This is a genomic window from Paraglaciecola aestuariivivens (genome assembly GCF_052983255.1).
The window spans coordinates 241,504-266,297 of the sequence record NZ_JBRKBA010000002.1 but is presented as its reverse complement, the minus strand read 5'-3'; the positions used below and the strand labels follow the sequence as shown (position 1 = coordinate 266,297).

General features: G+C 40.9%; 21 protein-coding genes. 12 read left to right on the top strand and 9 right to left on the bottom strand.

Going from position 1 to position 24,794, the window contains the following annotated elements:
* Nucleotides 1-161 precede the first annotated feature (161 nt).
* The 4 genes from rfbB to rfbD are packed head-to-tail and all read left to right on the top strand — an operon-like array spanning nucleotide 162 to nucleotide 3,628.
* Nucleotides 162-1,244 (top strand): dTDP-glucose 4,6-dehydratase, encoded by a 1,083-nt coding sequence (rfbB, locus tag ACVCDT_RS04175; protein WP_447131496.1) that lies wholly within the window; start codon nucleotides 162-164, stop codon nucleotides 1,242-1,244.
* Nucleotides 1,245-1,289: 45 nt separating this feature from the next.
* On the top strand, nucleotides 1,290-2,171 hold the full coding sequence (rfbA, locus tag ACVCDT_RS04170) for a glucose-1-phosphate thymidylyltransferase RfbA (protein ID WP_447131495.1): 882 nt from the start codon (nucleotides 1,290-1,292) through the stop codon (nucleotides 2,169-2,171).
* Nucleotides 2,172-2,720 (top strand): dTDP-4-dehydrorhamnose 3,5-epimerase, encoded by a 549-nt coding sequence (rfbC, locus tag ACVCDT_RS04165; RefSeq protein ID WP_447131494.1) that lies wholly within the window; start codon nucleotides 2,172-2,174, stop codon nucleotides 2,718-2,720.
* 41 nt (nucleotides 2,721-2,761) lie between these two features.
* Nucleotides 2,762-3,628, top strand: coding sequence for a dTDP-4-dehydrorhamnose reductase (gene rfbD / locus ACVCDT_RS04160; protein WP_447131493.1), 867 nt, complete (start codon nucleotides 2,762-2,764; stop codon nucleotides 3,626-3,628).
* A 6-nt stretch (nucleotides 3,629-3,634) separates the two neighbouring features.
* Here the strand turns inward: rfbD and ACVCDT_RS04155 are convergent, their stop codons facing one another.
* From ACVCDT_RS04155 to phoB, 8 genes are all read right to left on the bottom strand, one after another.
* Nucleotides 3,635-5,791, bottom strand: a complete 2,157-nt coding sequence (locus ACVCDT_RS04155) for a S9 family peptidase (protein ID WP_447131492.1) — start codon at nucleotides 5,789-5,791, stop codon at nucleotides 3,635-3,637.
* Between the two features lie 24 nt (nucleotides 5,792-5,815).
* Nucleotides 5,816-7,042: a serine hydrolase domain-containing protein gene (locus tag ACVCDT_RS04150; RefSeq protein ID WP_447131491.1), complete on the bottom strand. Its 1,227-nt coding sequence runs from the start codon at nucleotides 7,040-7,042 to the stop codon at nucleotides 5,816-5,818.
* 155 nt (nucleotides 7,043-7,197) lie between these two features.
* Nucleotides 7,198-8,385, bottom strand: a complete 1,188-nt coding sequence (locus ACVCDT_RS04145) for an ABC transporter permease (RefSeq protein ID WP_447131490.1) — start codon at nucleotides 8,383-8,385, stop codon at nucleotides 7,198-7,200.
* Between the two features lie 2 nt (nucleotides 8,386-8,387).
* Nucleotides 8,388-9,545 (bottom strand): ABC transporter permease, encoded by a 1,158-nt coding sequence (locus ACVCDT_RS04140; RefSeq protein ID WP_447131489.1) that lies wholly within the window; start codon nucleotides 9,543-9,545, stop codon nucleotides 8,388-8,390.
* On the bottom strand, nucleotides 9,542-10,240 hold the full coding sequence (locus tag ACVCDT_RS04135; RefSeq protein ID WP_447131488.1) for an ABC transporter ATP-binding protein: 699 nt from the start codon (nucleotides 10,238-10,240) through the stop codon (nucleotides 9,542-9,544). Before ACVCDT_RS04135 ends, ACVCDT_RS04140 begins: the two co-directional genes overlap by 4 nt.
* A gap of 33 nt (nucleotides 10,241-10,273) precedes the next feature.
* Nucleotides 10,274-11,281 (bottom strand): efflux RND transporter periplasmic adaptor subunit, encoded by a 1,008-nt coding sequence (locus ACVCDT_RS04130; protein ID WP_447131487.1) that lies wholly within the window; start codon nucleotides 11,279-11,281, stop codon nucleotides 10,274-10,276.
* A 171-nt stretch (nucleotides 11,282-11,452) separates the two neighbouring features.
* Nucleotides 11,453-12,775: a phosphate regulon sensor histidine kinase PhoR gene (phoR, locus tag ACVCDT_RS04125; RefSeq protein ID WP_447131486.1), complete on the bottom strand. Its 1,323-nt coding sequence runs from the start codon at nucleotides 12,773-12,775 to the stop codon at nucleotides 11,453-11,455.
* A 21-nt stretch (nucleotides 12,776-12,796) separates the two neighbouring features.
* Nucleotides 12,797-13,486 (bottom strand): phosphate regulon transcriptional regulator PhoB, encoded by a 690-nt coding sequence (gene phoB / locus ACVCDT_RS04120; protein ID WP_447131485.1) that lies wholly within the window; start codon nucleotides 13,484-13,486, stop codon nucleotides 12,797-12,799.
* Nucleotides 13,487-13,683: 197 nt separating this feature from the next.
* Between phoB and ACVCDT_RS04115 the strand changes: the two genes are divergently transcribed.
* The 7 genes from ACVCDT_RS04115 (at nucleotide 13,684) to arsJ (ending at nucleotide 21,305) form a co-directional block, all read left to right on the top strand.
* The gene (locus ACVCDT_RS04115; protein ID WP_447131484.1) at nucleotides 13,684-15,405 is read left to right on the top strand and encodes a sensor histidine kinase; all 1,722 of its coding nucleotides are present in this window, start codon (nucleotides 13,684-13,686) and stop codon (nucleotides 15,403-15,405) included.
* Nucleotides 15,406-15,478: 73 nt separating this feature from the next.
* Nucleotides 15,479-16,381, top strand: coding sequence for a recombination-associated protein RdgC (rdgC, locus tag ACVCDT_RS04110; RefSeq protein ID WP_447131483.1), 903 nt, complete (start codon nucleotides 15,479-15,481; stop codon nucleotides 16,379-16,381).
* Between the two features lie 376 nt (nucleotides 16,382-16,757).
* Nucleotides 16,758-17,519 carry a metalloregulator ArsR/SmtB family transcription factor gene (locus tag ACVCDT_RS04105; protein WP_447131482.1) on the top strand — a complete coding sequence of 254 codons (762 nt, stop codon included), beginning with the start codon at nucleotides 16,758-16,760 and terminating at the stop codon, nucleotides 17,517-17,519.
* Between the two features lie 11 nt (nucleotides 17,520-17,530).
* Nucleotides 17,531-18,553, top strand: a complete 1,023-nt coding sequence (arsB, locus tag ACVCDT_RS04100) for an ACR3 family arsenite efflux transporter (protein ID WP_447131481.1) — start codon at nucleotides 17,531-17,533, stop codon at nucleotides 18,551-18,553.
* 14 nt (nucleotides 18,554-18,567) lie between these two features.
* Nucleotides 18,568-19,071, top strand: a complete 504-nt coding sequence (locus ACVCDT_RS04095) for a phosphatase domain-containing protein (protein WP_447131480.1) — start codon at nucleotides 18,568-18,570, stop codon at nucleotides 19,069-19,071.
* A 2-nt stretch (nucleotides 19,072-19,073) separates the two neighbouring features.
* Nucleotides 19,074-20,084: an ArsJ-associated glyceraldehyde-3-phosphate dehydrogenase gene (locus ACVCDT_RS04090; RefSeq protein WP_447131479.1), complete on the top strand. Its 1,011-nt coding sequence runs from the start codon at nucleotides 19,074-19,076 to the stop codon at nucleotides 20,082-20,084.
* Nucleotides 20,085-20,093: 9 nt separating this feature from the next.
* On the top strand, nucleotides 20,094-21,305 hold the full coding sequence (gene arsJ, locus ACVCDT_RS04085; protein ID WP_447131478.1) for an organoarsenical effux MFS transporter ArsJ: 1,212 nt from the start codon (nucleotides 20,094-20,096) through the stop codon (nucleotides 21,303-21,305).
* A 680-nt stretch (nucleotides 21,306-21,985) separates the two neighbouring features.
* Here arsJ and ACVCDT_RS04080 read toward each other — a convergent pair.
* Nucleotides 21,986-22,822 (bottom strand): HDOD domain-containing protein, encoded by an 837-nt coding sequence (locus ACVCDT_RS04080; RefSeq protein WP_447131477.1) that lies wholly within the window; start codon nucleotides 22,820-22,822, stop codon nucleotides 21,986-21,988.
* Nucleotides 22,823-23,059: 237 nt separating this feature from the next.
* On the opposite strand from ACVCDT_RS04080, the gene ACVCDT_RS04075 reads away from it, so the two are divergent.
* The gene (locus ACVCDT_RS04075) at nucleotides 23,060-24,751 is read left to right on the top strand and encodes a dipeptidyl-peptidase 3 family protein (protein WP_447131476.1); all 1,692 of its coding nucleotides are present in this window, start codon (nucleotides 23,060-23,062) and stop codon (nucleotides 24,749-24,751) included.
* The last annotated feature ends 43 nt before the right edge of the window (nucleotides 24,752-24,794 follow it).

Here is a 24,794-nt window from a genome sequence, read left to right as displayed (position 1 = left end):
CATTAACCATATTTATAACTAAGCTCAACTGAACAGACCTTAAAAAGTCGCTCGATTGACTAAATAACAGGATTTATTTGCATATCCTTTTCAGAGCTTTAAAATCCCTGCCCTTAGGTAAGTATTTAACAATACTATGGTCATGGTTAAAGGATATTAAGATGAAAGTGTTAGTGACAGGTGGTGCGGGATTTATTGGCAGTGCAGTGGTAAGACATATATTGTCTGACAGCCAAGACAGCGTGGTCAATCTAGATAAACTGACTTATGCTGGCAATACCGAATCTATTCCTAAACATTTGCATAGTGAACGCTACAGCTTTGAACAAGTGGACATTTGTGACGCTGCCGAGCTCAAACGCGTATTTAATCAGCATCAACCCGACCTAGTAATGCATTTAGCCGCAGAATCTCATGTAGACCGTTCTATAGATGGACCCGGAGAGTTTATTCAAACCAATGTTGTAGGCACTTACACTTTGCTTGAAGCAGCAAGAGCTTATTACAGCGAACTCAGCGCAGACAAAAAACAGCAGTTTGTTTTCCATCATATATCGACCGATGAAGTCTACGGCGACTTACCCCACCCTAATGATTTACCGGCAGGCAGTGAATTGCCATTATTTACTGAACAAACCCCTTATGCACCTAGTTCGCCTTATTCGGCAAGCAAAGCCAGCTCTGATCACTTAGTGCGCGCATGGCAACGCACTTATGGGCTGCCTACTGTTATCACTAATTGTTCAAATAACTATGGACCTTATCATTTTCCCGAAAAACTAGTGCCGCATATTATTTTAAATGCATTGGCGGGCAAAGCTTTACCTGTTTACGGTGATGGCAGTCAAATTCGTGATTGGTTGTATGTAGAAGATCATGCGCGAGCATTATGTTTAGTGGCCAAATCTGGCAAGGTAGGCGAAACCTTTAACATTGGTGGGCATAACGAAAAACGTAATTTAGAAGTGGTCGAAACCATTTGTGACTTATTAGATGAGTTAGCCCCAAATAAACCCAATAATATTAACCATTATCGTGAATTGATCACCTTTGTTACCGATAGACCAGGGCATGATGCAAGATATGCCATAGATGCAGACAAAATTAAAAATACTTTAGATTGGACGCCCCGAGAGACTTTTGAGTCTGGTATTCGCAAAACAGTACAATGGTACTTAGACAACCAGCAATGGTCAGATCGCGTATTATCGGGCGCCTATAAACTCGATCGTTTAGGCGCGTAAAGCCAATATTTAACCCTATTACTAGAATCACCTTAAGGACATAACATGGCCAAATATAAAGGCATCATTTTAGCTGGCGGCTCGGGCTCACGGTTACACCCTATTACCCAAGGCACCTCTAAACAGCTTCTGCCCATATATGATAAGCCAATGATTTATTATCCTTTATCTGTGTTAATGCTGGCAGGTATTCAAGATATTTTGATTATTACCACCCCAGAAGATCAAGCCAATTTTATAAACTTGTTAGGCGATGGCAGTGCTTTTGGGGTAAACATTAGTTATACCATTCAGCCAAGTCCAGATGGATTAGCCCAAGCCTTTATTTTAGGTGAAGACTTTATTGGCCAAGATAATGTGAGCTTGGTATTAGGCGACAATATTTTTTATGGTCAGCACTTTTCAGATAAGTTAAAAGCCGCCACTCAAGTAGAACAAGGGGCCACAGTATTTGGCTATCATGTGAATGATCCAGAACGTTTTGGTGTGGTTGAATTTAATGAGCAAGGCAAAGCCATTAGCATTGAAGAAAAACCCGCTGTGGCTAAATCAAATTATGCTGTCACTGGCCTATATTTTTACGACAATTCAGTGGTAGACATTGCCAAAAACATTAAACCTTCGGCGCGTGGCGAATTAGAAATCACTGATTTAAACCTAGCCTATTTGCAACAAGGCAATTTAAATGTGTCTTTATTAGGCCGAGGTTTTGCTTGGTTAGATACCGGCACCCATGATTCATTATTAGAAGCAGGCCAATTTGTTCAAACCGTTGAACACCGTCAAGGTTTAAAAGTGGCTTGTCTTGAAGAAATTGCTTTTAGAAACAATTGGATATCCGTAGAGCAGCTAACCCAACAAGCAGAAAAATTAGCTAAAACTGGCTATGGCCAATATCTCCTAAAAGTCGCAAAAGGATATAAATAAATGCAGGTTACCCCTACCCCTCTAAATGATGTATTAATCTTTGAACCTAAAGTTTTTGGCGACCAACGTGGATTTTTTATGGAAACCTTTAGGCAAGATTTTTTTGCCGAACAAACCGGCATTGAGCACTTTGTGCAAGATAATCATAGTAAATCAGCCAAAGGCATATTACGTGGACTACATTATCAACTAGAGCACACCCAAGGTAAGTTAGTGCGCGTCACCCAAGGCAGTGTTTTTGATGTGGCCGTTGACCTTCGGCAATCATCTTCAACTTTTGGTCAAAGTTTCTGTATAGAATTATCGGCTGAAAATAATAAACAACTCTGGGTACCACCTGGATTTGCCCATGGTTTTTACGTCACTAGCGAAACCGCGGAGTTTGTGTACAAGTGCACCGATTATTATCACCCTCAATCTGAAGTGTCGATAAAATGGGATGATCCTAGCTTAGCCATTGATTGGCCTTTAGTTGAAGGAACTTTGCCTTCTTTATCGGCTAAAGATGCTGAAGGGCAAAGTTTTATCAATGCCCCTAAATTTGCCTAAGTTTTAGGCTTTTACTACAAAGTTAAATAAAAGGGTTGGGCGTGAAGGTTTTAATAACAGGTAAAAATGGGCAATTAGGTTGGGAGTTACAACAGCAATTGCCAACAGGCGTGAACATTTTAGCTCTAAGCAGCCAAGAATTAGATATTTGCGACGCTAGCAAAGTTAAGCAAATTATCACTGAGTTTAACCCAGATTTAGTTATTAATGCTGCAGCTTATACCGCTGTTGATAAAGCAGAAAGCGAACAAGAAAAGGCGTATGCGGTGAACCAAGACGGGGCTAAAAACCTAGCCCTTGCATGCCAAGAACAGCAATCAAGGTTGCTGCATATTTCCACTGACTTTATCTTTGATGGTGAAAAAACCACTCCTTATCAATCCCAAGATCCGACTAATCCATTAGGCGTGTACGGCGCGTCTAAACTAGCGGGTGAGCAACAAATTTTAGCCCTATTACCCTCAGCTGTGATTGTAAGAACTGCTTGGGTGTATTCGCAACATGGCAACAACTTTGTGAAAACTATGCTGCGTTTAATGGCTGAAAAGCCAGCGCTTGGCATAGTCCATGATCAGGTTGGTACGCCTACCTGGGCTGCAGGACTGGCAAGTTGGTGCTGGGCTGTTGCACAAAAGCCGCAAGTTTCTGGGGTCTTTCATTGGACAGATGCGGGGGTCGCCTCTTGGTACGATTTTGCCGTGGCCATCCAAGAGTTAGCGGTTGAAAAAGGCTTGTTGGCAAAAGGCATACCACTCACTGGCATTCCTGCTAGTCAATATCCCACCCCAGCCAAACGTCCTAATTTTTCGGTGCTAGATAAGTCTTCAGCCGAAGCTGCTGCAGGGATAAAAACCACACATTGGCGTCAGCAGCTTAGTACTATGTTAGATAGCCTAAACAAGCAGTAGCTGATGTTACTGCTTAATTTGATGGGCCACTAATACAAACCCATATTCTTCTGCAATATCTTTAAGTTGGCCATATCGGCCGCTATTGGCAAAGTGCCCCGCGCCCATATTCATGCGCATCACTAACAAATTCTTATCGGTTTTATTGGCGCGCATTTTGGCCGTCCATTTTGCCGGCTCCCAATAGGTCACACGGGGATCATTCAAACCACCTGTAACCAGCATAGGCGGGTAATCTCGCTTTTGAATATTGTCGTAAGGAGAATAACTTTTGATCAATTCAAATGCTTGTTGAGATTGAATAGGGTTTCCCCACTCCCCCCACTCTGGCGGCGTTAAGGGTAAAGACGCATCTAACATAGTATTTAATACATCTACAAAAGGCACTTTTAACGTGGCACTTCGCCACATGTCTGGCGCTTGAATGACCGCCGCCCCCACTAACTCGCCACCCGCACTGCCACCAGAAATAGAAATATTGCCCTCAGCCACATAGTTTCCTTTAACTAAAAACTTTGCCACATCAACAAAATCATTAAAGGTATTGGTTCGCTTGGTTAACTTACCGTCTAGATACCATTGATAACCTAACTCATCCCCCCCTCTGACATGGGCATAAGCATAAATAAAGCCCCTATCTAATAAGCTTAAACGCACCACAGAAAAATTAGGCGATAAGCCACTGGCATAGGCACCGTAACCATATAAATACAGGGGCTGGCTGGCATCTTTTTTTAGACCTTTTTTATACACAAGAGTAATGGGCACTAACACTCCATCGCGCGCAGAAGCCATCAGGCGCTCGGTTTGATATTGGCTTTTATCATAACCAGCAGGGATCACCCGATTTTTGCGTACGCTTAAGGATTTTGCCTGAGTATCATAATCAAACACTGTATCTGGGGTGATCATAGATTCGTAATTAAGCCTTATGTGTTGTTGCTCAAACTCAGGGTTGTAAGCTAAATGCACACTGGCAACCTTTTCTGGGAAGGCTATGTTGTAGCTCTCTCCGTCAAGGGGTAAAACCGTAATAGTTTGCACAGCATTAATACTTTGTTCTAACACTAAAAAGTCTTTAAATACCTGAAAATCTTGTAAATACTGGGTATCTGAACCTGCAATCAAAGTCTGCCAATGCTGCTTGTCTAATTGGGTGTCTAGGGTTTTAGCTAGTCTAAAATTAACATGAGTATCATTAGTCAGTAGATAAAACCCCTCATTGCCGTGATCTACCGACAACAAGATATTTTGCTCTCGCTTACTTAAAAATCGAGGTTTAGCGGTTAAGTCTGCCATAGGCAAAACCGCCACTTCAGAGCGATCAGCGTCACTGCTGCGCAACACTAAAAACTCTTGGCTACTGGTTAAATAAAAGCCTAAACCAAAACTGTGATCGGTTTCTGTAATCAGTACCTTATCGGCCTTTTGTGAGCGACCTAATGGGTGCAGATTAACACTTAGGGTTCGCCACTTATCTGGATCTAATGAGGCATATATCAGGCTTTGACTGTCTTGACTAAAGGCTAACTCACCTGCCGCGTCGGTTAACACATCATCTAAATACTGATTAGTAGTTAAGTCTTTGATCTTAATAACTTTACGTTCGCTACCATCCACATCAATACTGTAGGCTAAATAACGGTTATTAGGGCTAATATCCCACTCATATAACACAAAATAGTCAAAATCTTGCGCTAGTTTAGGCTCATCTAAAAACACCTCTTGCTGTTGGCTACCTAACTTGCGTCTTGTCCAAGTTCTATAATCTTGGCCTTCTTGAAAAAACCAGCGGTATTCGTAGCCGTTTTTTGTAAAAGGCACTGAAGTATCGGTGTCATTGATCCTGCTTTTAAACTCACTAAACAGGCGTTCTACTAGTTGTTCATGTGGCGCCAAAAACTGTGCATAATAGTCATTTTCTGCTTTTAGGTAGTCCAATATATTAGGATCTGTTACCTCAGGGTAATTAGGATCTTTTAACCAGTGATATTCATCTACTAGGGTCAAGCCGTGATATTGGCTTTGATGAGGTTTTTTAGCCGCCATAGGCGCAGCTTGCTGTAACTCAGACACTCTAGGGAAAGCACTTGAAGTCTGCTTGCTAGTACAAGCTTGCAATCCACTCATAATTAACCAAGCGGCAATAAATCGAATGAACATAGTTTTTCCTTAAATGTTTTAATTTTATTTAACATGCTTAGCTATCGCTCTAAACATAGCGTAGTGCTTAGCATTCCATTGGTAACTTTTATCGGTAAATCTATAGTTAGCTGAATTTTTGACTATCACTAGGGCTTGATCTGGGTCTACATAAATATATTGGTCGTATATACCTTGAGCAGAAAATTCATCATCTGCATCAATTGGCAACCACCATTGATAACCATAACCAAAACTCGAACTAGATAAAGGATTGTCTGCACCCGGCACTAAATGGGGCGCGTCTGGCGTGACCGAATCAATAACCCACTGCTTAGGTACCACTTGTTGCATTTGCCCTTGAGCGTTTTGCCACTGCCCTTGGTTTAAATATAACCATCCAAGTTTAGCGTAGTCTCTTAAAGTTACATTGAGCCCACCTAACGCTAACTCCATGCCGTCATCATCTGCCAACCAATAGGCTGGATATTCCATACCTAGTGGTTGCCAAAGCTTTTCAGAAATATATTGGGTTAAACTTTTACCTGTGGCGCGGGTTAGCAACATACCTAATACTTGGGTATCGATACTCACATAATGATGGTAGGTGCCTGGCTCGCGTGCTCGTGTTAAAGACGCACTAAAATCATCTAAAGAGGTGCCAAAAGCTGTGGCACGAGAAAAACGGTTTATGTCAGAATTAAAATCGCCATAGTCCTCGTTAAACCTAACTCCAGACGACATTTGCAATACATCTTTGATCCGCACACCTTCATATCCTGAACCCATTAGCTCAGGTACATAATCGCTCACCACCTCTTCAATACTATTAATATGCCCTTCTTCAATGGCGATACCTATTAATGCCGACACAAAAGACTTGGCCACCGAAAAAGAAATATGTTGTTTATCTTGGGCGTGACCTAACCAATAGTTTTCGTACACTATCTTGCCATCTTTTAACACCAACAAGCCGGTGGTTTGGGTATCTTCAAGAAACCCCATTAAAGACATAGGCTGCTGATTAAAATCAAAAGATTTAGGCAAAGGCTGCAAAGCTTGGGCAAACACCTTAGGTTGAGTGCTGGCAGCAATAGTGGTGGCATTAAATGACTGATACATAGTTAAAAAGTTATGCGCAATTTTATCTTGGTCGTACAAGGTCACTGCTGTGTACAAACGCACTAAATTTTTTTGGTAGATCACCAATAACACTAAGACCACCAGTAAAAATCCAAGGCCAATGCCTTTAAAGCTTAAGATTTTTTTCATTAACAACTACCATTTTTATATTCACACACTAAAGGTTAAGAGATTTACCTAAAATTTTAGGCCAATAAGATAACATATTGAATAGGCTCACAAAGTAAAAAAGCCGAGCTTAATAGCTCGACTTTTTATTAGCTTTTAACTTGACCTAAACTGACTTACCTAGCCGTTTGAAAGGCCACTATAACCGGCACTCTTGCAGCTCGCCATGCAGGAAACACCCCACTAATAAAACCTATGATTAAGGCCATACTAATGCCTTGTTTAAATAACTCTGGAGTAAGCTGAAAACTAAACACCACTTGGGTAAAGCTTCCCCCTAAAGTAGAAGCATTCATGCCGTCAAAAAAAATAAAGGCAGCTAAAGACCCAACTAAACTTCCCAATGCGGCTAGGGTCATAGCTTCAACCATAGTGCCAATAAAAGCAGACATAGAACTAAAACCTATGGCCCTTAAGGTAGCAATTTCCATGGCGCGATCTGAAACCGAGGTATACATAGTATTCAGTGCACCAGCTAAAGCCCCTAAGGCCATGATCGAACTAATCACCCAACCAAACATAGCCATATATTCAAGGCTTTTTCCTTGCGCCGAAAAGTAGGCCGACTCGGTTTGTACTTCGTGAGTGAGCCTAGGTTCAGACTTGAGGTATTCAGCAATGCCAGCTATATCGTCGCTTGAGCCTATTTGTGCTCTTACACTTTGATAGGAACTGCCGCGGTTATACAGATTTTGAATCACCTTAGCATCGGCCCAAAGTTCACTTTCAAACACGTTGCCCCCTGTACTAAACACTCCTACTACTTTCCAAGTATATTTACCAAAGCGCAGCTCTTGCCCTAATTCAAAGCCATCAAACTCCCTTAATATGCCTTCGCCTACTATGAGTTCGTCTGTACCTGGGCTAAACATACGGCCAGCGGTTAAGGTAAAACCTTTACGCATATCTATGCCCGGCTGACTTAAACCTCTAAGAGGAATATTAGCTTCTTGTTGTGTGCTTTTTTTAACCCCATCAACTATCACATATAGTTCGGGTGACACCATTGGTCCTTGGTCGTCTTTGATTATGCCTGGCGCATTTTCGATGATATTCACTTGCTCTCTAGAAACAGAACTGTTGAGCTCGGCGGCTGAACCCGTACGCATAAAAAATGCAACATTGTCAGAGCCAGCGCTTTGCATAGTGGCTTCAAACCCCTTAGACATAGCTAAAAAGGCCAATAAAATTGCCACCACAACCGCGCTAGCAAACACCATAGCCAAAGACATCCACATGCGTCTAGGCAGACTGCGAATATTCATGGCAATAACGGCACGACTTTGAGATAAAATATGGCTCATGCTTAACCCCTGTTAAATGCAGTAATAATATTTAGACGTAAGGCACTGTAGGCAGGGGCTATGCCGGTGATTAAACCTAGCAGTAACATATACCCAAATGCTTGCAAAACTATGCTTTGATCTAACACTAAATTGGGTAAAAACCTGGCTAAGTTTTCGGACGCTCCCTGCACTATGATATAAGCCCCTAATAAACCTAAGCCTCCACCAACAAAAGCCAGTAGACATGACTCTAACAAGACCATTTTAAAAATTCGTGACGAGGCAAAACCTAACGTTTTAAGTACCGCAATTTCACTGGTGCGCTCTCTTATGGCCAGTACCATGGTATTTCCCACTACTATTAAAATAGTGAAAAAGGCCATAAATACTACCCCAAAGATAATTAATCCTATGTTGCCAATTTGTTCGATAAAGGCTTTGTTAAAGGCTTGCTCGGTACTGGTTTCGGTTTCGGCATTAGAGTTGGCAAAGTTATTGTCTATGGCCTTAGCCACACTTTCATTTAACTCGGCGTTTTCAGTGGTTAAAATTAACCAACCAATATTGTCCCCTCCCCAAGATTGGGTTTCGTTAAAATATTTATAGTGAAATAACAAATAACTGGTATCGACTTTTTCTTGCTCGCCCTTGAAGATCCCAGCAATTTTAAAGTCCCAGGTTTGTCCTCCGTCTTTGTGAGAAAAGATATTAGAGGACAAAGGAATTTGATCACCCACCTTCCAACCATTGGCAGTAGCAATTCGTTCCCCCACCAAAATACTCGACTGATCGCTTAACCAAGCTTGACGTTGTTCGGGGCTAACCACAAGTTCAGGGTAAACCTCTAAATAAGTTTCTGGATCGACGGCAAAAGTTACCACTTGATTGGCCGGTTGTTGGTAATAACCGCCAAACCAATTGGCATGGGTCACATCTTTAACCCCTTCTACCATTTTTGTTTTATTGACATAGGCATAGGGTAAAGGATTAGTGAAATTGGTTTTGTGCACCACCACTAAGCGATTATCTGCCGACATTTCTACCCCAGAGTTTAATGCGCCGCGTAAAGTCATAATGGCGCCAAAAATTAAAAAGGCGATAAAAATGGCAAAGGTAGTTAAAAACAGGCGCATCTTTTTGCGGGTTAAATTTTTATAGACTAGATATAAGTCTTTCATTGAGTTAGCTCCTGTTCTTGAACAAACTCTCCTTTATTTAAGTGCACTGTACGTTTGGCATATTTGGCGGCAGATGGATCGTGCGTAACCATAACAATAGTTTTGCCAAACTTTCGATTTAATAACTGCAAGGTTTCTAAAATTTCATCTGCGGTTTGTCTGTCTAGATCCCCAGTGGGTTCGTCACATAACAAAAACTTAGGATCAGAAACCACAGCTCGTGCAATGGCCACCCTTTGTTGTTGACCACCCGACATTTCACTGGGCATATGTTTTGCCCTGTCGCTCAAGCCCACTAATTCTAACGCTATGTTTACTTGTTTTTTCCTTTCGCTACGACTCAAGTTAGTTAACAACAAAGGCAATTCAACATTACGCGCCGCGTTTAACATAGGCATTAAATTATAAAACTGAAAAATAAAACCAATATTGTTAGCCCGCCATTTAGCCAGTTGGCTTTCGCTGAGATTATCAATGCGCTGCCCATCAAAGGTAATTTGCCCTTCTGTGGGTTGGTCTACCCCACCTAATAAATTTAACAAGGTGGTTTTGCCTGAGCCAGACGGCCCCATTATGGCCAGAAAGTCACCTTCTTGGATCTGCATATTTAAGTCACTAAAAATGCTGATGGTCTCTTTGCCTTTAGTGAATCGTTTGGCAACTTGGCTTAACTCAAATAAATTTTTCTGGCTCATAAGGCGTTTTCCTTAGTTATGCATTGGCAATTTTTAGTCTTTTAAAAACCCAACTTTGACTCCCATATCGGGCAATATTCTGCTGTCTTCAATCTCAATTTTAATTCGCACTTGTACAGTGGCTTTAGCTCGATCTGCGGTAGGAATAATTGCAATGACAGACGCAGGTACATCCCAATTAGGGTAAGCATCTAAAGATGCTTTAACTTTTTGACCTGGATAAATTCGCCCAATAAAAGACTCATTCACATCCACTTCTATCTCCAAAGAGCTCATATCTACTATGGTACAAATGCCAGTACGCGTAAATCCGCCTCCTGCAGATGAAGGCGCCACAATTTCTCCTGGTTGAGCGTTTTTTTGAGTCACGACTCCGGCAAATGGCGCTCGAATAGTATGATCATCTAAACGCTCTTGTTGTCGGCGGATCTCAATTTTGGCCAAGTCCATATCGGCCTCGGCACTTTCTAAATTGGCCATCAAGCTTTGTTGGTTAGCAAAACTGCTGGTTTTTTCAGCCTCACTCGAATAAGGATTGTTGATCACCCGCTGATAATGTTTTTGCGCTTCTTCAAGATTGACACTTATGGCTTTTTGCCTAGCTTTAAGTACCGCCAATTGGGCCTGCGCATAATCCAAATTCACCACAGCTAAACTGCTATCTAAGTTAGCTAATATTTGCCCTTGTGCGACTTCCATACCCTCTTCTACATTCACTTGGGTGATCAGCCCCATGACTTCAGAAGAAACCGTTGCCATTCGTCTGGCGGTAATATAACCAGATGAATTTAAGATAGTGTCGCTGGCTTCAACTGGCGTGTTAGTTGCTGCTGTTTCAGGGGCAGTGGTGGGGGGCTTACTGGCTTGGGTTACCACCTTTTGGGGTGAGGGCTTGGCAGCAAATTTGAGGGTAAACCAATAGGTTAGTCCTATGCTCAATACTAATAACAACAAGACTAACCACACCGACAAACCTTGGCTTTCTTGAATCTCTTGTTTATCTAATTTAAGTTGCTGCAATAGCTCACTTTTATCCTTCACCTGTACCTCTAGCAAGTCGCTGCATTTTTATACAGATTACCGTTTAAAAGCAAAAGGTAAAGCCCTAGAGCTAGGTGTTAAAGCAAAAGTCTGCCAAAAACCTCAACAGATACGCTCTATGGCAATTAACGCCTTGGTTGGTGAAGAAAATTACTTTGTAAAAAAATGTGTTTAATAGGGATCGAGATGGGTGTCGACTATATAAGTCATCTCGGGGGAGAAACTGCATGAAAAAGTTGAGCCTTTACCGACTCGGCTTGTTATCTGCAATGATGAGTTATGATGAGATAACACATGTTTAACTATGGCTAAACCTAATCCAGATCCTCCGGTTTGGCGGGAGCGGGCTTTATCTACCCGATAAAAGCGTTCGGTTAATCTTTCGAGGTGCTCAGGTGCAATGCCATCACCGTTATCTTTTACACTAAACTTAACTTGTTTACCTTCTAGGCCCCATTTCACCTCTATCACCCCTTTGGCGGGGGTATAATGAATGGCGTTAAAAATTAAATTAGAAAAAGCACTTCTTAGTTCACTTTCAATTCCGTAAACATACAAAATTGGTGAAATATCAAAAAACAGCTTATGTTGTTTATCACGATTTAAGGCTTCGGCTTCAGCCTGAATTTGCCAAATTAACTGGGGGACATTGACTAGTTTCTCGAAAGCCCGTTCGGCACTTGCTTCGATACGCGACAACTCCAATAACTCTTCAATTAACGATTGCATACGTAACGATTGACTGCGCATTTCGTGAATGGCTTTACTCATTAGCGCTTCAGGAACCTTGCCATCTTCTGGCAACATTTCTAAGTAGCCACTTATTACAGTTAAAGGGGTTTTTAATTCGTGCGAAACATTGGCCACAAAATCTTTTCGCATTTTTTCAATTTGGGTCAGCCTAGTCACATCTCGCGCAAGCAAGATAGTGTATTGCTCAGCGTAAGGCACGGCTCTAAATTCTAAAATTTTATCTGGGTTAATAGGCGAGGTGATTTCTAAAGGTAAATCAAATCCTTGACCAATAAAGTATTCAGTAAAGCTTGAAATAGATAATAACTCGGTTATTTTTTTGCCTTCATCTTGAGGCCAATTTAATCCTAACTCAATTCTAGCCAGCCTATTACACCACTTCACTTCGCCTTTGGCTCCTAGCACTACTGTGGCATCGGGTAATGCTTCTGAGCCTAAATAATAACGACGCAGCGCTTCGCCCAAGCTTTTTCGTTTATTGCGGTTTTGCAGATTTAGCTGATGGATATTTTGAAAAATATGCGACCAAATGCCCGCAGTTTTAGGCGGCGAGATCTTTTTGCTTTGGGTTAACCAAAAATTCAGCTTATAAATATGCCAGTAGTGTACACAGAGGATGCTGCTGACACCCAACAACAGAGCTAACTCTAGCTGATGGGTATACAGGCCAATTAAAGCGCTGATTACCAAGACTGTTAGCACTCTGGCTAAACTCATAAGCCAAATTAAGGCTGGCTTCATTTTAGGTATGTCTCATTTGCGTTAAATTTTACTTGAGAAACGATACCCCGCTCCTCTGACCGTTTGGATCATAGGATCGTGGCCAAATTCAGAAAGGGCTTTGCGTAATCGTCGAATATGTACGTCAACAGTTCTATCTTCTACATACACATTTGTTCCCCATACATTATCTAATAATTGCTCTCTACTATATACCCGTTCAGCATGGGTCATAAAGAAGTGCAATAACTTAAATTCGGTAGGCCCCATATCTACAGGCTGCTCTTTAGATGACACCCTATGTGAAACCGGATCTAACTTTAAGCCTTGGTATTCTATAGCATCGTCGCTTGAGGTAGGTGTGACTCGTCTGATCACAGCTTTTACCCTTGCCACTAATTCCTTAGGCGAAAATGGTTTGGTGACGTAATCATCTGCGCCAGCCTCTAACCCTCGAATTTTATCTTCTTCTTCACCTCTGGCAGTTAACATAATAATTGGAATATCTCTGGCGTATTCGTGTTGCTTTAGCTTTTTCGCTAATTGCACACCAGAACCACCGGGTAGCATCCAATCCAATAAAATTAGATCTGGGAAAGGTTCAATAATTTTCTCAAGTGCAACATCAAAATCTGCGGCTTCTATTGTCTGAAAACCTGATTGCTCTAACACAAAGGTTAACATGTCACGAATAGGGGCTTCATCCTCAACTAATAATATTCTTTTTGCCATTTTTATCTTCCGTTATACAACTATTTGCACTTTGATTATTCAGGCTAATTGTGACACTTTTATTAAAGATAACATTTTAAGCCTGATTTATATGGCAAAAAGGTTTTTTGACTTGGCTTGATGTGGGTGTCTTGTTTATTTTTTTGATTCCGCATATTCTTAATTATGCTCACATACTAATCAATATTTGGTAATAAATGTCTAAAGTAAAACAAGGGTTATCAAAAAAACTGCTCGCCAGAGTACTTTCTGTTTATTTTGTCTTAACTTTTGTGGTCACTATTGGGCAGATTTTTACCGAATATCTAAATGCTAAAAGTCATATCGAAGGCGAATTACGTACCCTTAAAAATACCTTTAGTACCAGTTTAACCCGGGCAATTTGGGAATTAAATACTCCCCAAGCTAAGTCTATTGCCGGTGGTTTAATGGAGTTGCCCATAGTTGAAGGGGTGCAAATCCGTGATGAAAACAGTAACTATATTGCCGACCTAGGCCGTACCTCTCAATTAGTCAGTGAATCCATTACCAAAGGAGTTGTGAGAGATCATGAAGGCGGCACTTTTGGTTATAGTTTTCCACTGATATTTGAATTTTCTGGCCGAACTTCTTTGGTGGGCGACGTCACTTTATACTCTAGCTCAGACATTATTTTGGGGCGTATTGAAGTTGGGATATTTTTCTTAATTGGTAACGCCATAGTAAAAACCGCGTTTTTAGTGTTTTTGTTTATGAGCGCCTTTAGAACTATGTTGACTAATCCGCTCAACGAATTAACCCAACAAATTACCGATTTTAATTTAGACGATCCAGAATCTTCTAAACTTGATTTAAACATAGAAGATAACAACGAGCTTAAGCTGCTAGAAACCTCCTACAACAAATTAATTGATGAAATGATTGAGTTTCAATCTAAGTTGTCTGGGACCCAAAATGAATTAAAAGAAGCCAATCGTCGCCTTGATGATCAAAATATTTCACTCGAAGAAGAAGTGGCCAAAAAGACTGCCACTTTAAGCAAGATCATGCTGGATCTTGAACAGCAAAAAGATGAACTACTAATTAACCAAAGAGAATTACGCCAAGAAAACGAAAACCGCCAATTTATTGAAGACGAATTACGCAAAAGAAACTCTGAACTCGCGGCCTCAATGGAAACCATTCAATTAGCCAAAGATCAGTTAGTAGAATCAGAAAGAATGGCATCTTTAGGTGGATTAGTGGCAGGCATTGCCCATGATGTAAATACCCCATTAGGGGTGAGTGTTACCGCCACCAGTTTTTTACAAGATAGAGTGCAGAAATTACAAACTGCTTACGACGAAAAAACTCTTACGGGCAGCACTATGAGCTCATTTTTATCTGAGGCTCAGCAAACCATTAACTTGTTGACCAACAACCTGAATCGCGCGTCTGAATTGATTTCTAGCTTTAAACAAGTGGCAGTCGATCAAACCAGCGAAGCAGAGCGTGAAATTAATGTTAGTGAATACTTAAGTGAAGTGGTGCAATCTTTAGCACCAAACTTTAAAAAGACCCAACATACCATTGATATTCAATGTCCAGATGACCTAACTATTAAATGTGCACCTGGGGTGTTAGCGCAAATATTAACTAACATGATAATGAATTCGTTAATTCATGGTTTTGACAACAAAACCAAAGGTGCAATTAAAGTAGTCATATCTCAACAAGACAACAACCTAATTATTAATTACTCAGATGATGGTAGGGGTTTAGACGAAGGCACCTTAGAAAAACACTTTGATGCGTTTTTCACCACTCGTAGAGGTAAAGGTGGTAGCGGTTTAGGCACTCACATAATGTACAACTTAGTTACCCAAACTTTAGGTGGTGAAATAGAAGTATTTAGTCAGCCAGAAATGGGTCTGCAATATAAAATTACTATCCCAGTTTAAGTAAAATTCTGCTAGTCTCTACCCCCATTTTTAATGGTGCATCTCTGCACCTCTTCAGATATCGGACAATTCTATGTGGTTTAAAAACCTAAAGCTTTACTCAATTACCCAAGATCTAGAATTTGCAGAAGATGACATTGAAAGCAAATTAGCTGAGTTTAAATTTCGCCCTTGTGGCAGCCAAGAGCTTGCAACTATGGGCTGGGCTTCACCCTTTAACGAAGGCAAAGCTTTATTGCACAGTGCAGCCGGCAAGGTGTGGTTAACCCTAAAAAAACAAGAACGTATTTTACCTGCTGCTGTGGTAAACGCCGAACTTGCCGACAAAGTAGCTTTAATTGAAGCAGAAACTGGCTCACCTGTTGGTAAAAAAGCGCAACAAGATCTCAAACAAGAAATTATTCATCGTCTATTGCCACAGGCCTTTACTAAAAATAGTTTTACCCACGGTTTTATTTCTACTCAAGATAACCTAGTAGTGGTGGATTCATCGGCAGATGGCAAAGCCGAAGCCTTTTTGGCTATGTTGCGCAAAGCTATTGGTAGCTTACCTGTAGTGCCATTAGCCAGACAATCAGTTCAAGCCGAGCTAACCACATGGATAAAAGATGATGCCGCCCCTGCTGATATACAAGTACTAGAAGAAGCTGAATTAAGAGCCCTAGAAGATGAAGGCGCTATCATTAGATGTAAAAATCAAGACTTGTACAGCGAAGAAATTATCCAGCACCTAGAAGCAGGCAAAGCCGTACAAAAAATTGCGGTTGAATGGAGTGAAACATTCAGTGCCGTGATCCAAGAAGACCTAAGCATCAAAAAGGTTAAGTTCACTGATGTCATCAGAGAACAAAACGATGATATTCCTAAAGACCAAATGCTCGCCAGAATGGACGCTAACTTTGCCTTAATGTCGGGAGAAGTGGTGCGCTTTGCCAAGCGGTTGCAGGAAATTTTTGCTTTAGATCCTCAAGAGTAGTCTTAAATCTACTAACCAGAACTAAACTGACACACCTGCCAAAGCAGGTGTTCGGTTGCTGTTCCCTCATTCCTAAATTGATTGGGGAGCTTCTCTTCTGAACGCAAAAACCTCATTCCATACTTGACTGCAGATCTCTGCTTGCTGCTTCTTTGACACCAACACTTACTTTAACAATTAATAAAACCCAAATAACTGACATTAGAGCTTACTCGCATAGAACTAGGGTATAGCTCGCCAAAAGCCAAACTGGATTTTTGGCATTAGTTGTTCAGCCTCTCAATAGCATTAGTTTGAAGTCTTATTTTCAATAAATATCTGTTGCACCCAATACATAACAAATTTATTATATAAGAAAAATATTATATGACGACTCATGAAAGTTCTCTTCTTATGCACAGAAAATTCGGCTAGGTCTATCATGGCTGAAGCGTTATTAAAACATCATGGAAAAGGCGAGTACGAGGTTTACAGCGCGGGTACTGAGCCATCTAGTGTTGATAGCCGCACATTGTCAGCTATTGAGCACTTTGGGTTACGTATCGATGGCTTACGCTCAAAACACCTTCATGAAGTTAGCAATATTCATTTCGATTTTGTTATTACACTGTGTGAGAAAGCGGCAAAAGAGTGCGATGGCCGAGTCAACGGCACTAACTGTCTTGCTTGGGATTTTCCAGAACCTCGCACTCGCAGAGATGCCAACCCGTTTGAGAAGACACTGCAAGAGCTGAACGAGCGGATAAAATTGTTCTTGTTGATTCAGGAAAAGCAAAAGCCTGCCCCGATAACACCTACTACTTTCTATAAAGCGCTCGCTGACGATATTCGTTTGAAATCCTTACTAATAATAGCTGTTGAGGGTGAAGTCTGTGTCTGTGAATTGATGACAGCTTTGGATGAAGAGAGTCAGCCCAAAGTATCACGTCACCTAGCTCAGCTTCGAAAAACTGGCATTTTATCTGACAGAAAACACCAAAAATGGGTGTTTTACTCAATCAATCCAACACTACCAGAGTGGATGAAACAAACTATTACTTCAACAGTGGTAAATGAACCTATTTTCATTAAAAAAGAACTAGCCAGATTAAATGCTATGGGTGATCGCCCTACTCGTTTAGCAAGCTGCTGTAATTAAAGTATCTGACGATGGGAACTTTTGAACGTTATTTAACTGTTTGGGTTGCGATATCAATTGTCGCTGGCATCACAATGGGCTTTGTTTACCCACCTCTTTTTGAGACTATTGCAAAGCTTGAAGTCGCTTATGTTAATGTGATTGTTGCTGTTTTCATTTGGGTAATGATCTATCCAATGATGGTTCAGGTAGACTTTTCAACCATTAAAGAAGTCGGCAAAAATCCACTAGCTTTAGTGTTAACTTTAGTGATCAACTGGCTTATCAAACCGTTCTCCATGGCAGCATTAGGTTGGCTGTTCTTTGAAGGACTATTTGTCGACTTTGTTTCACCTGAAACTGCACAAGAATACATTGCAGGTATGATTTTACTTGGAGTAGCACCTTGTACCGCAATGGTATTCGTCTGGTCGCAATTAACCAAAGGTGATGCCAATTATACCTTGGTTCAGGTATCGGTTAACGACATCATCATGATATTTGCATTTGCGCCAATTGCAGGGTTATTGCTGGGGATGACTGATATTCACGTACCTTGGAGAACGTTGATCATCTCGGTTATTTTATATGTATTACTTCCTTTAATTGCGGGGATACTGACTCGAAAGCGTTTAAATGCTTCAGGCCGTGATGAAGCGGCTATCACGATCTTATTAGAGAAATTAAAACCGTTTTCTGTCATCGGCCTATTAGCGACAGTAGCACTGTTATTCGGGTTTCAGGCTAATACCATTTTAGAGCAACCGTTAAATATTGGATTAATCGCGGTTCCACTCATACTTCAATCCTATGGCATCTTCATTATCGCTTATCTAGTAGCACTCAAGCTTAAGCTAAAACACAAGATTGCAGCACCTGCCAGTTTAATTGGTACATCTAATTTCTTTGAAATGGCAGTTGCAGTGGCGATCTCCCTTTTTGGCTTACATTCAGGCGCTGCATTGGCGACCGTAGTTGGAGTTCTAGTTGAAGTTCCCGTCATGCTATCTCTGGTAGCGATTGTGAACCGAACAAAACATTGGTTTAACGAATAATTTAAAGGATTCTTATGCAATCTCACCCATATGACAAACTGACACTTAATAATGGCGCAAGCTTTATCTTTACCCCCTGCCCCGGAACCAAGGATGTTGACTTAACAACATCGCTCAAACAATTAAAAGCCGCTGGAGCACAAGCAATTGTCACGCTGATGTACGATGCAGAAATGAAGAAAAATCAAGCCGAAGCACTTCCTCAAGTATGTGAGGCACAAAGTATTAAATGGTTTCAGTTACCTATTTTAGATGACGATGCACCTAATGAAGACTTTGCTACAGCGTTCAAATCTCACCTTAATGACATCTTAGCTATTTTACGTAATCAAGGCACCATTGCCGTACATTGTAAAGGCGGCTCTGGTCGGACTGGCTTAGTCATTGGAGTACTCATGTATGAGCTAGGTTACGACAAGTCAGAAATTATTAATCAAGTGCAGAAAGTACGCCCTAAAGCGCTTACTCATCCTGTACAACTTTCTTTTTTTAACGAGTTTCAAAAAGTAGGAGCTTAACAATGGCAATTAAAATTGGTATTAACGGTTTTGGTCGTATGGGGCGTTTAACACTTAGAGCTGCTATGGGTTGGCAAGACATTGAGTTTGTGCAAATCAACGACCCTGCAGGCAACGCAGAAACGCTGGCGCATTTATTAAAGTATGACTCTGTGCATGGCACTTGGCCATATGATGTCGCTCATGATGACAATAATGTGATCATAGGTGGTCAAGCCATTCGTGTGACGCAAAACAAAGCGATCAACGATACCGATTGGTCTGAATGTGATTTAGTCATTGAAGCCTCAGGTAAGATGAAGAAAACTGAGTTGCTGCAAGCATACTTAGATCAAGGGGTGAAAAAAGTAGTCGTAACTGCCCCCGTAAAAGAAGATGGTGTGCTCAATGTGGTTATGGGGGTTAACGACCACCTGTATGATGTAAATAAACACTCAATTGTAACGGCTGCGTCTTGCACCACCAATTGCTTAGCACCAGTAGTGAAGGTTTTGCTGGATAAAATTGGCATCAAACATGGTTCAATGACCACCATCCACGATATTACCAATACTCAGACTATTTTAGATGCACCGCATAAAGATTTACGTAGAGCGCGTGCCTGTGGCATGAGCCTTATTCCAACCACTACAGGTTCGGCAACAGCAATCACTCATATTTTTCCAGAGTTAAAAGGCAAACTGAATGGTCATGCGGTGCGTGTACCATTGGCGAACGCATCAATTACTGACTGCGTATTTGAGCTTGAGCGCCCAACAACGGAAGCCGAAATTAACGCTTGGATGAAAGAAGCGGCTGAGGGCGAATTAAAAGGCATTCTTGGCTATGAAGAAAAGCCCCTTGTGTCTATCGATTACAAAACCGACCCACGTTCTAGCATAGTCGATGCGCTATCAACAATGGTCGTTAACGGCACCCAGCTTAAGTTATACGCATGGTATGACAACGAATGGGGATACGCCAATAGAACAGCTGAGCTTGCCCGTAAAGTTGGTTCATCAATTAAAGGGTAATATAACACCATGAAGCGCTTGGCATCATTATCAGACGATATTAAGCAATACCTTGTTGTAACAGGTAATTATTGGGCATTTACCTTAACAGATGGCGCACTACGCATGTTAGTCGTGCTGCATTTCCATGCGTTAGGTTATAGCCCCCTTAACATCGCGATGCTGTTCTTGTTTTATGAAATCTTTGGCGTTGTCACTAATTTAGTTGGCGGTTTCTTAGGGGCTCGTTTAGGGCTAAATAAAACCATGAACATAGGCTTAGCCATTCAAATTATCGCTCTGTTAATGTTAGCTGTTCCGGCTGAATGGTTAACAGTCGTGTATGTAATGATTGCTCAAGCACTTTCGGGCATTGCCAAAGACTTAAATAAAATGAGCGCTAAAAGCTCAATTAAGATGTTGGTTGCTGCCGGACAAGAAGGTACTTTGTTTAAATGGGTTGCGGTATTAACAGGCTCTAAGAATGCCCTTAAAGGCGTTGGATTTTTCTTAGGCGGCTTACTGTTAACCTTGCTTTCTTTTAAAGGTGCAATGTTACTGATGGCAGGTGTGTTAGGACTTGTTTGGTGTTACAGCCTTTATGCCTTAAAAAGCGACTTAGGTAAAGCCAAGAACAAACCTAAGTTTACTGATATTTTCTCAAAGAGTCGTTCAATCAATATATTGTCAGCCGCCCGATTATTCTTGTTTGGAGCACGAGATGTCTGGTTTGTGGTTGCACTGCCAGTATTTTTGTCACAAGCCTTTGAATGGGATCATTGGACTGTAGGTGGGTTCTTGGCGCTTTGGGTGATTGGTTATGGTATTGCGCAATCAATGGCTCCTAAGCTAATCAACTTCAAAGATGGCGTTTCTCCTGCCACTGAAACGGTAAAATGGGCAAGCTTGTTGGCATTAGTGACACTAGGCATTGCCTTATCATTATACTTTAGCTGGGAAGTTAAAACGGTACTCATTGCTGGGTTAATGGTATTTGGCGCATTATTCGCAATTAATTCATCACTGCACAGTTACTTGATTGTAAGCATGGCAGATGCCGATGGCGTTTCATTAGATGTCGGTTTTTACTACATGGCAAATGCTATGGGGCGTTTGATTGGGACGGTAATATCAGGCTGGGTGTTTCAGTTATACGGATTAGCTGCCTGCCTCGCAATCTCTTTTACTTTTATTAGTTTAGCGGCACTTATTTCTGCTAAGTTACCGGACATCTTAGAGTGACCTTTTGCATAACATGCGCTTCACTGCTTTGCCTGTAATTTGAGTTTGGTTATGAATTTAATCATTTTAAGCCTTTCTCATGCCTAAAATTGAAACTTTCTAACTTTTAAAATCAACCTACCTTAAATGCAGCAGGATTTTATACTTGTTAATTTCGCTAAATTTTTTGGGGAGTTTGTTTCTTTGGGTGTCTTACTAAGGCTCTTAACTAAACTTTTTGTTACTAAGCATTTGGAGCTTTTAGCAGTAAGCGGTCTTTGAGGATATCTAAGATATTACATCTCGCCGACGGCGCAGATATTGAAGATATTACACGTCATTCCCTCGGAGGAGGGAACCCACTAATAGTTACCGTACAAGCAATTTAAGTTCTGTAAATCAGTATGATAGGAGTGAGCTTTAATCCATTTTAACTCTGGAAACAACATACTTTTTTGACTTCACAGATGTTGCAGGAGATTCCTTCCTCCGAAGGAATGACGGGGGATAAACGGGAGGGGGCAACGACCGCTTTCTCAGTAAAGTCATACTTATGGTCAATGATACAACTCATTAATGCATTATTAGCTTTCCATTTCCAACTTTAGCGATCTTAGTAACCAATAAATATGCTCTAAATCACTAAGCATAAAAAAAGGCAATGCCTTGCATTGCCTTTGATACTTTATAAGTTACATCGCTTAGCTAAAAAGTTGTTTAGTATTGGCTTTTAAGTCGGCGAATTCGTCGGTTAAAAACTTAGAGATATCATCTACTATGCCTTTTTTAACCGCGATTTCGAACACTTGTTCTTTATGTTCTTCAAAGTTGCCGCTTAACGCTGCCCCTAGTCGCACAAAGTCCACATAAGTTATTTTATCTGACTGCACAGACATATCTTTCCAATGCAAAGCCACATCAATAAATTCTGGTTCAAAGCCCCATTCTTTCATGATGCCAGCACCAATTTTGCCAGATAGTTTTTCTATCGCTACATCTAAGAATGTTGGGTTAGCAAACACTTCTTCATGACGCTCAGCTTCGGTTAAAATGGGTAAAACTCCAATATTATGCATCAAAGACGCAAGCATAAGAGTTTCTAGCGTCAACACACGGTTTTTAGTCAACTTAACGTGCGTGTCTAGTGCCGCCATTGAACAAGCCACTACATTAACAGTGTCGTTCCAAATTTTTTCCATGTATTGCTTAACTACTGCGTTTTTAGACACAAATAGTTGTTCCATGGCCAAAGCAGTAGCGATATTTTTTATTTGTACTAAGCCAATTCGAGTTACAGCTTGTTGGGTAGAAGTAACTTTAACGGTACGGCCTAAATAAGCGCTATTAGAAATTTTTATCATACGTGCACTTAACGAAGGATCATGTCCTATCACATCAGCCATTGCATTAAGGTTGATATTTGGATCGTCAGCAGCTCGTCTAACTTTCAGCGCAATAGCCGGAAGTGTGGGTAGTACTAAGGTATCGTTGTTGGTTTTTTCAACCAAAATGGTGAGAAGCGCATTTTCTGTGGCCATGTATTTACCTGTATTCCGTCATAACAGTTAAACTTAAAGTAATGATCTTCACCGAATTAACGAGCTCGATTAAAACATTATTCAAGTTGGTTTTTGAACTAATCAAACAGTGTCAAATTGAAGTACCTAAATGCTAGCATATTTTTTAAATCTATCTAGCAATGAAAGCAGTATTAAATACGAAAAATTTGTTATATTTCAGTAGATCACGTGATAAACCCCAAATAAAGGTACACCATGAAACGTAATTTCCACGCAACTTTTTTGTTGCTATCAATCGCAGCTTTTACCACTTTAACCATATCTTGCACACCGGCAGATCAACAAACTAGCGCCACTAGCGCAAAACCAGAAACTCAAGCAGCACCTGAACTCCTTGCTGAGTTTAAAAACAGGCTAGATATATATCACCCTGTTACCCTAACCGCAGATTTAACACATTTAAGCCCAAATCAAGGTGAAATGTTAAAAGTGTTAATTGAAGCCTCCAAGATTATGGATGATTTGTTTTGGCGCCAAGCTTTTGGAGATAACAAAGCCAGCTTTTTAGCCAGTATAGCTGATACCAATACCAGAAAATTCGCTGAAATTAACTATGGGCCATGGGATAGACTGCAAGGCGACCAAGTGTTTTTAAGTCATACTCCAGAAAAAAACCTAGGGGCGCAGTTTTATCCTGCTGATATGACTAAAGCAGAATTTGAAGCCAGTGACTTTGCCGACAAAGACGGCTTGTATTCTATGGTTCGCCGCAACGAAGCTGGCCAATTGGTGGCTATTCCCTATTCTGAATATTTTGCCGAAGAGTTAACTCAAGCCGCCAGTTTATTAAAAAAAGCAGCCAAGCTAGCTGACGATCAAAGCTTTGCTAATTACCTAAATATGCGAGCCCAAGCATTACTAACCGACGATTATCAAGCCTCTGATTTTGCTTGGATGGATATGAAAACCAATCCAATTGAATTAGTTTACGGCCCTATCGAAACCTACGAAGATCAACTTTATGGATACCGCGCAGCCTTTGAGTCTTACGTTTTATTAAAAGATCTATCTTGGAGCGAGCGCTTAAGCAAATATGCGTCTTATTTACCTGAGCTACAAAAAGGACTGCCTGTTGCCGCTCCTTATAAAGCGCAAATGCCAGGCGCCAACGCAGACCTCAATGCCTATGATGTAATTTATTATGCTGGTCACTCAAATGCTGGCAGCAAAACTATAGCCATTAACTTGCCTAACGACGAAGAAGTGCAATTACAAAAGGGCACTCGCAGGTTACAACTAAAAAATGCTATGCGTGCTAAATTCGACAATATTTTATTGCCTATAGCAGAGCAGTTGATTGTGCCAGAACAACGCAAGCACATTACCTTTACCGCATTTTTTGCTAACACTATGTTCCATGAAGTGGCGCACGGCTTAGGTATTAAGTCTGTATTAAATAGCCAGCAAACAGTTAGACAAGCCTTAAAAGAACATGCATCGGCCTTAGAAGAAGGCAAAGCTGATATTTTAGGTTTATATATGGTGCAGCAATTATTAGCTAAAGGTGTGATTGATGAAGGCATGTTAGAAGACTACTACGTAACCTTTATGGCCGGAATATTCCGCTCTGTGCGTTTTGGTGCTTCTAGTGCGCACGGTAAAGCCAATATGATTAGGTTTAACTTTTTCAAAGAACATCAAGCTTTTAGCCGAAATGAACAAGGGTTTTATCAAGTCGATATGCAAAAAATGGGTGAAGCAATTGATGCTTTATCCAATAAAATTCTGACCTTACAAGGTGACGGTGATTATGCAGGCGTGGCTGAATTAGTGGCAGATAAAGGGGTAATTAAAGCCCAGTTACAACAAGATCTAGATAAGTTAACTGCTGCTGATATTCCAGTGGATATTGATTTTAAACAAGGGGTTAAGGTTCTAGGACTTTAAGCTCACAAGCACCAAGCTTAGGTATTGGGCTGTGTAATAGCCC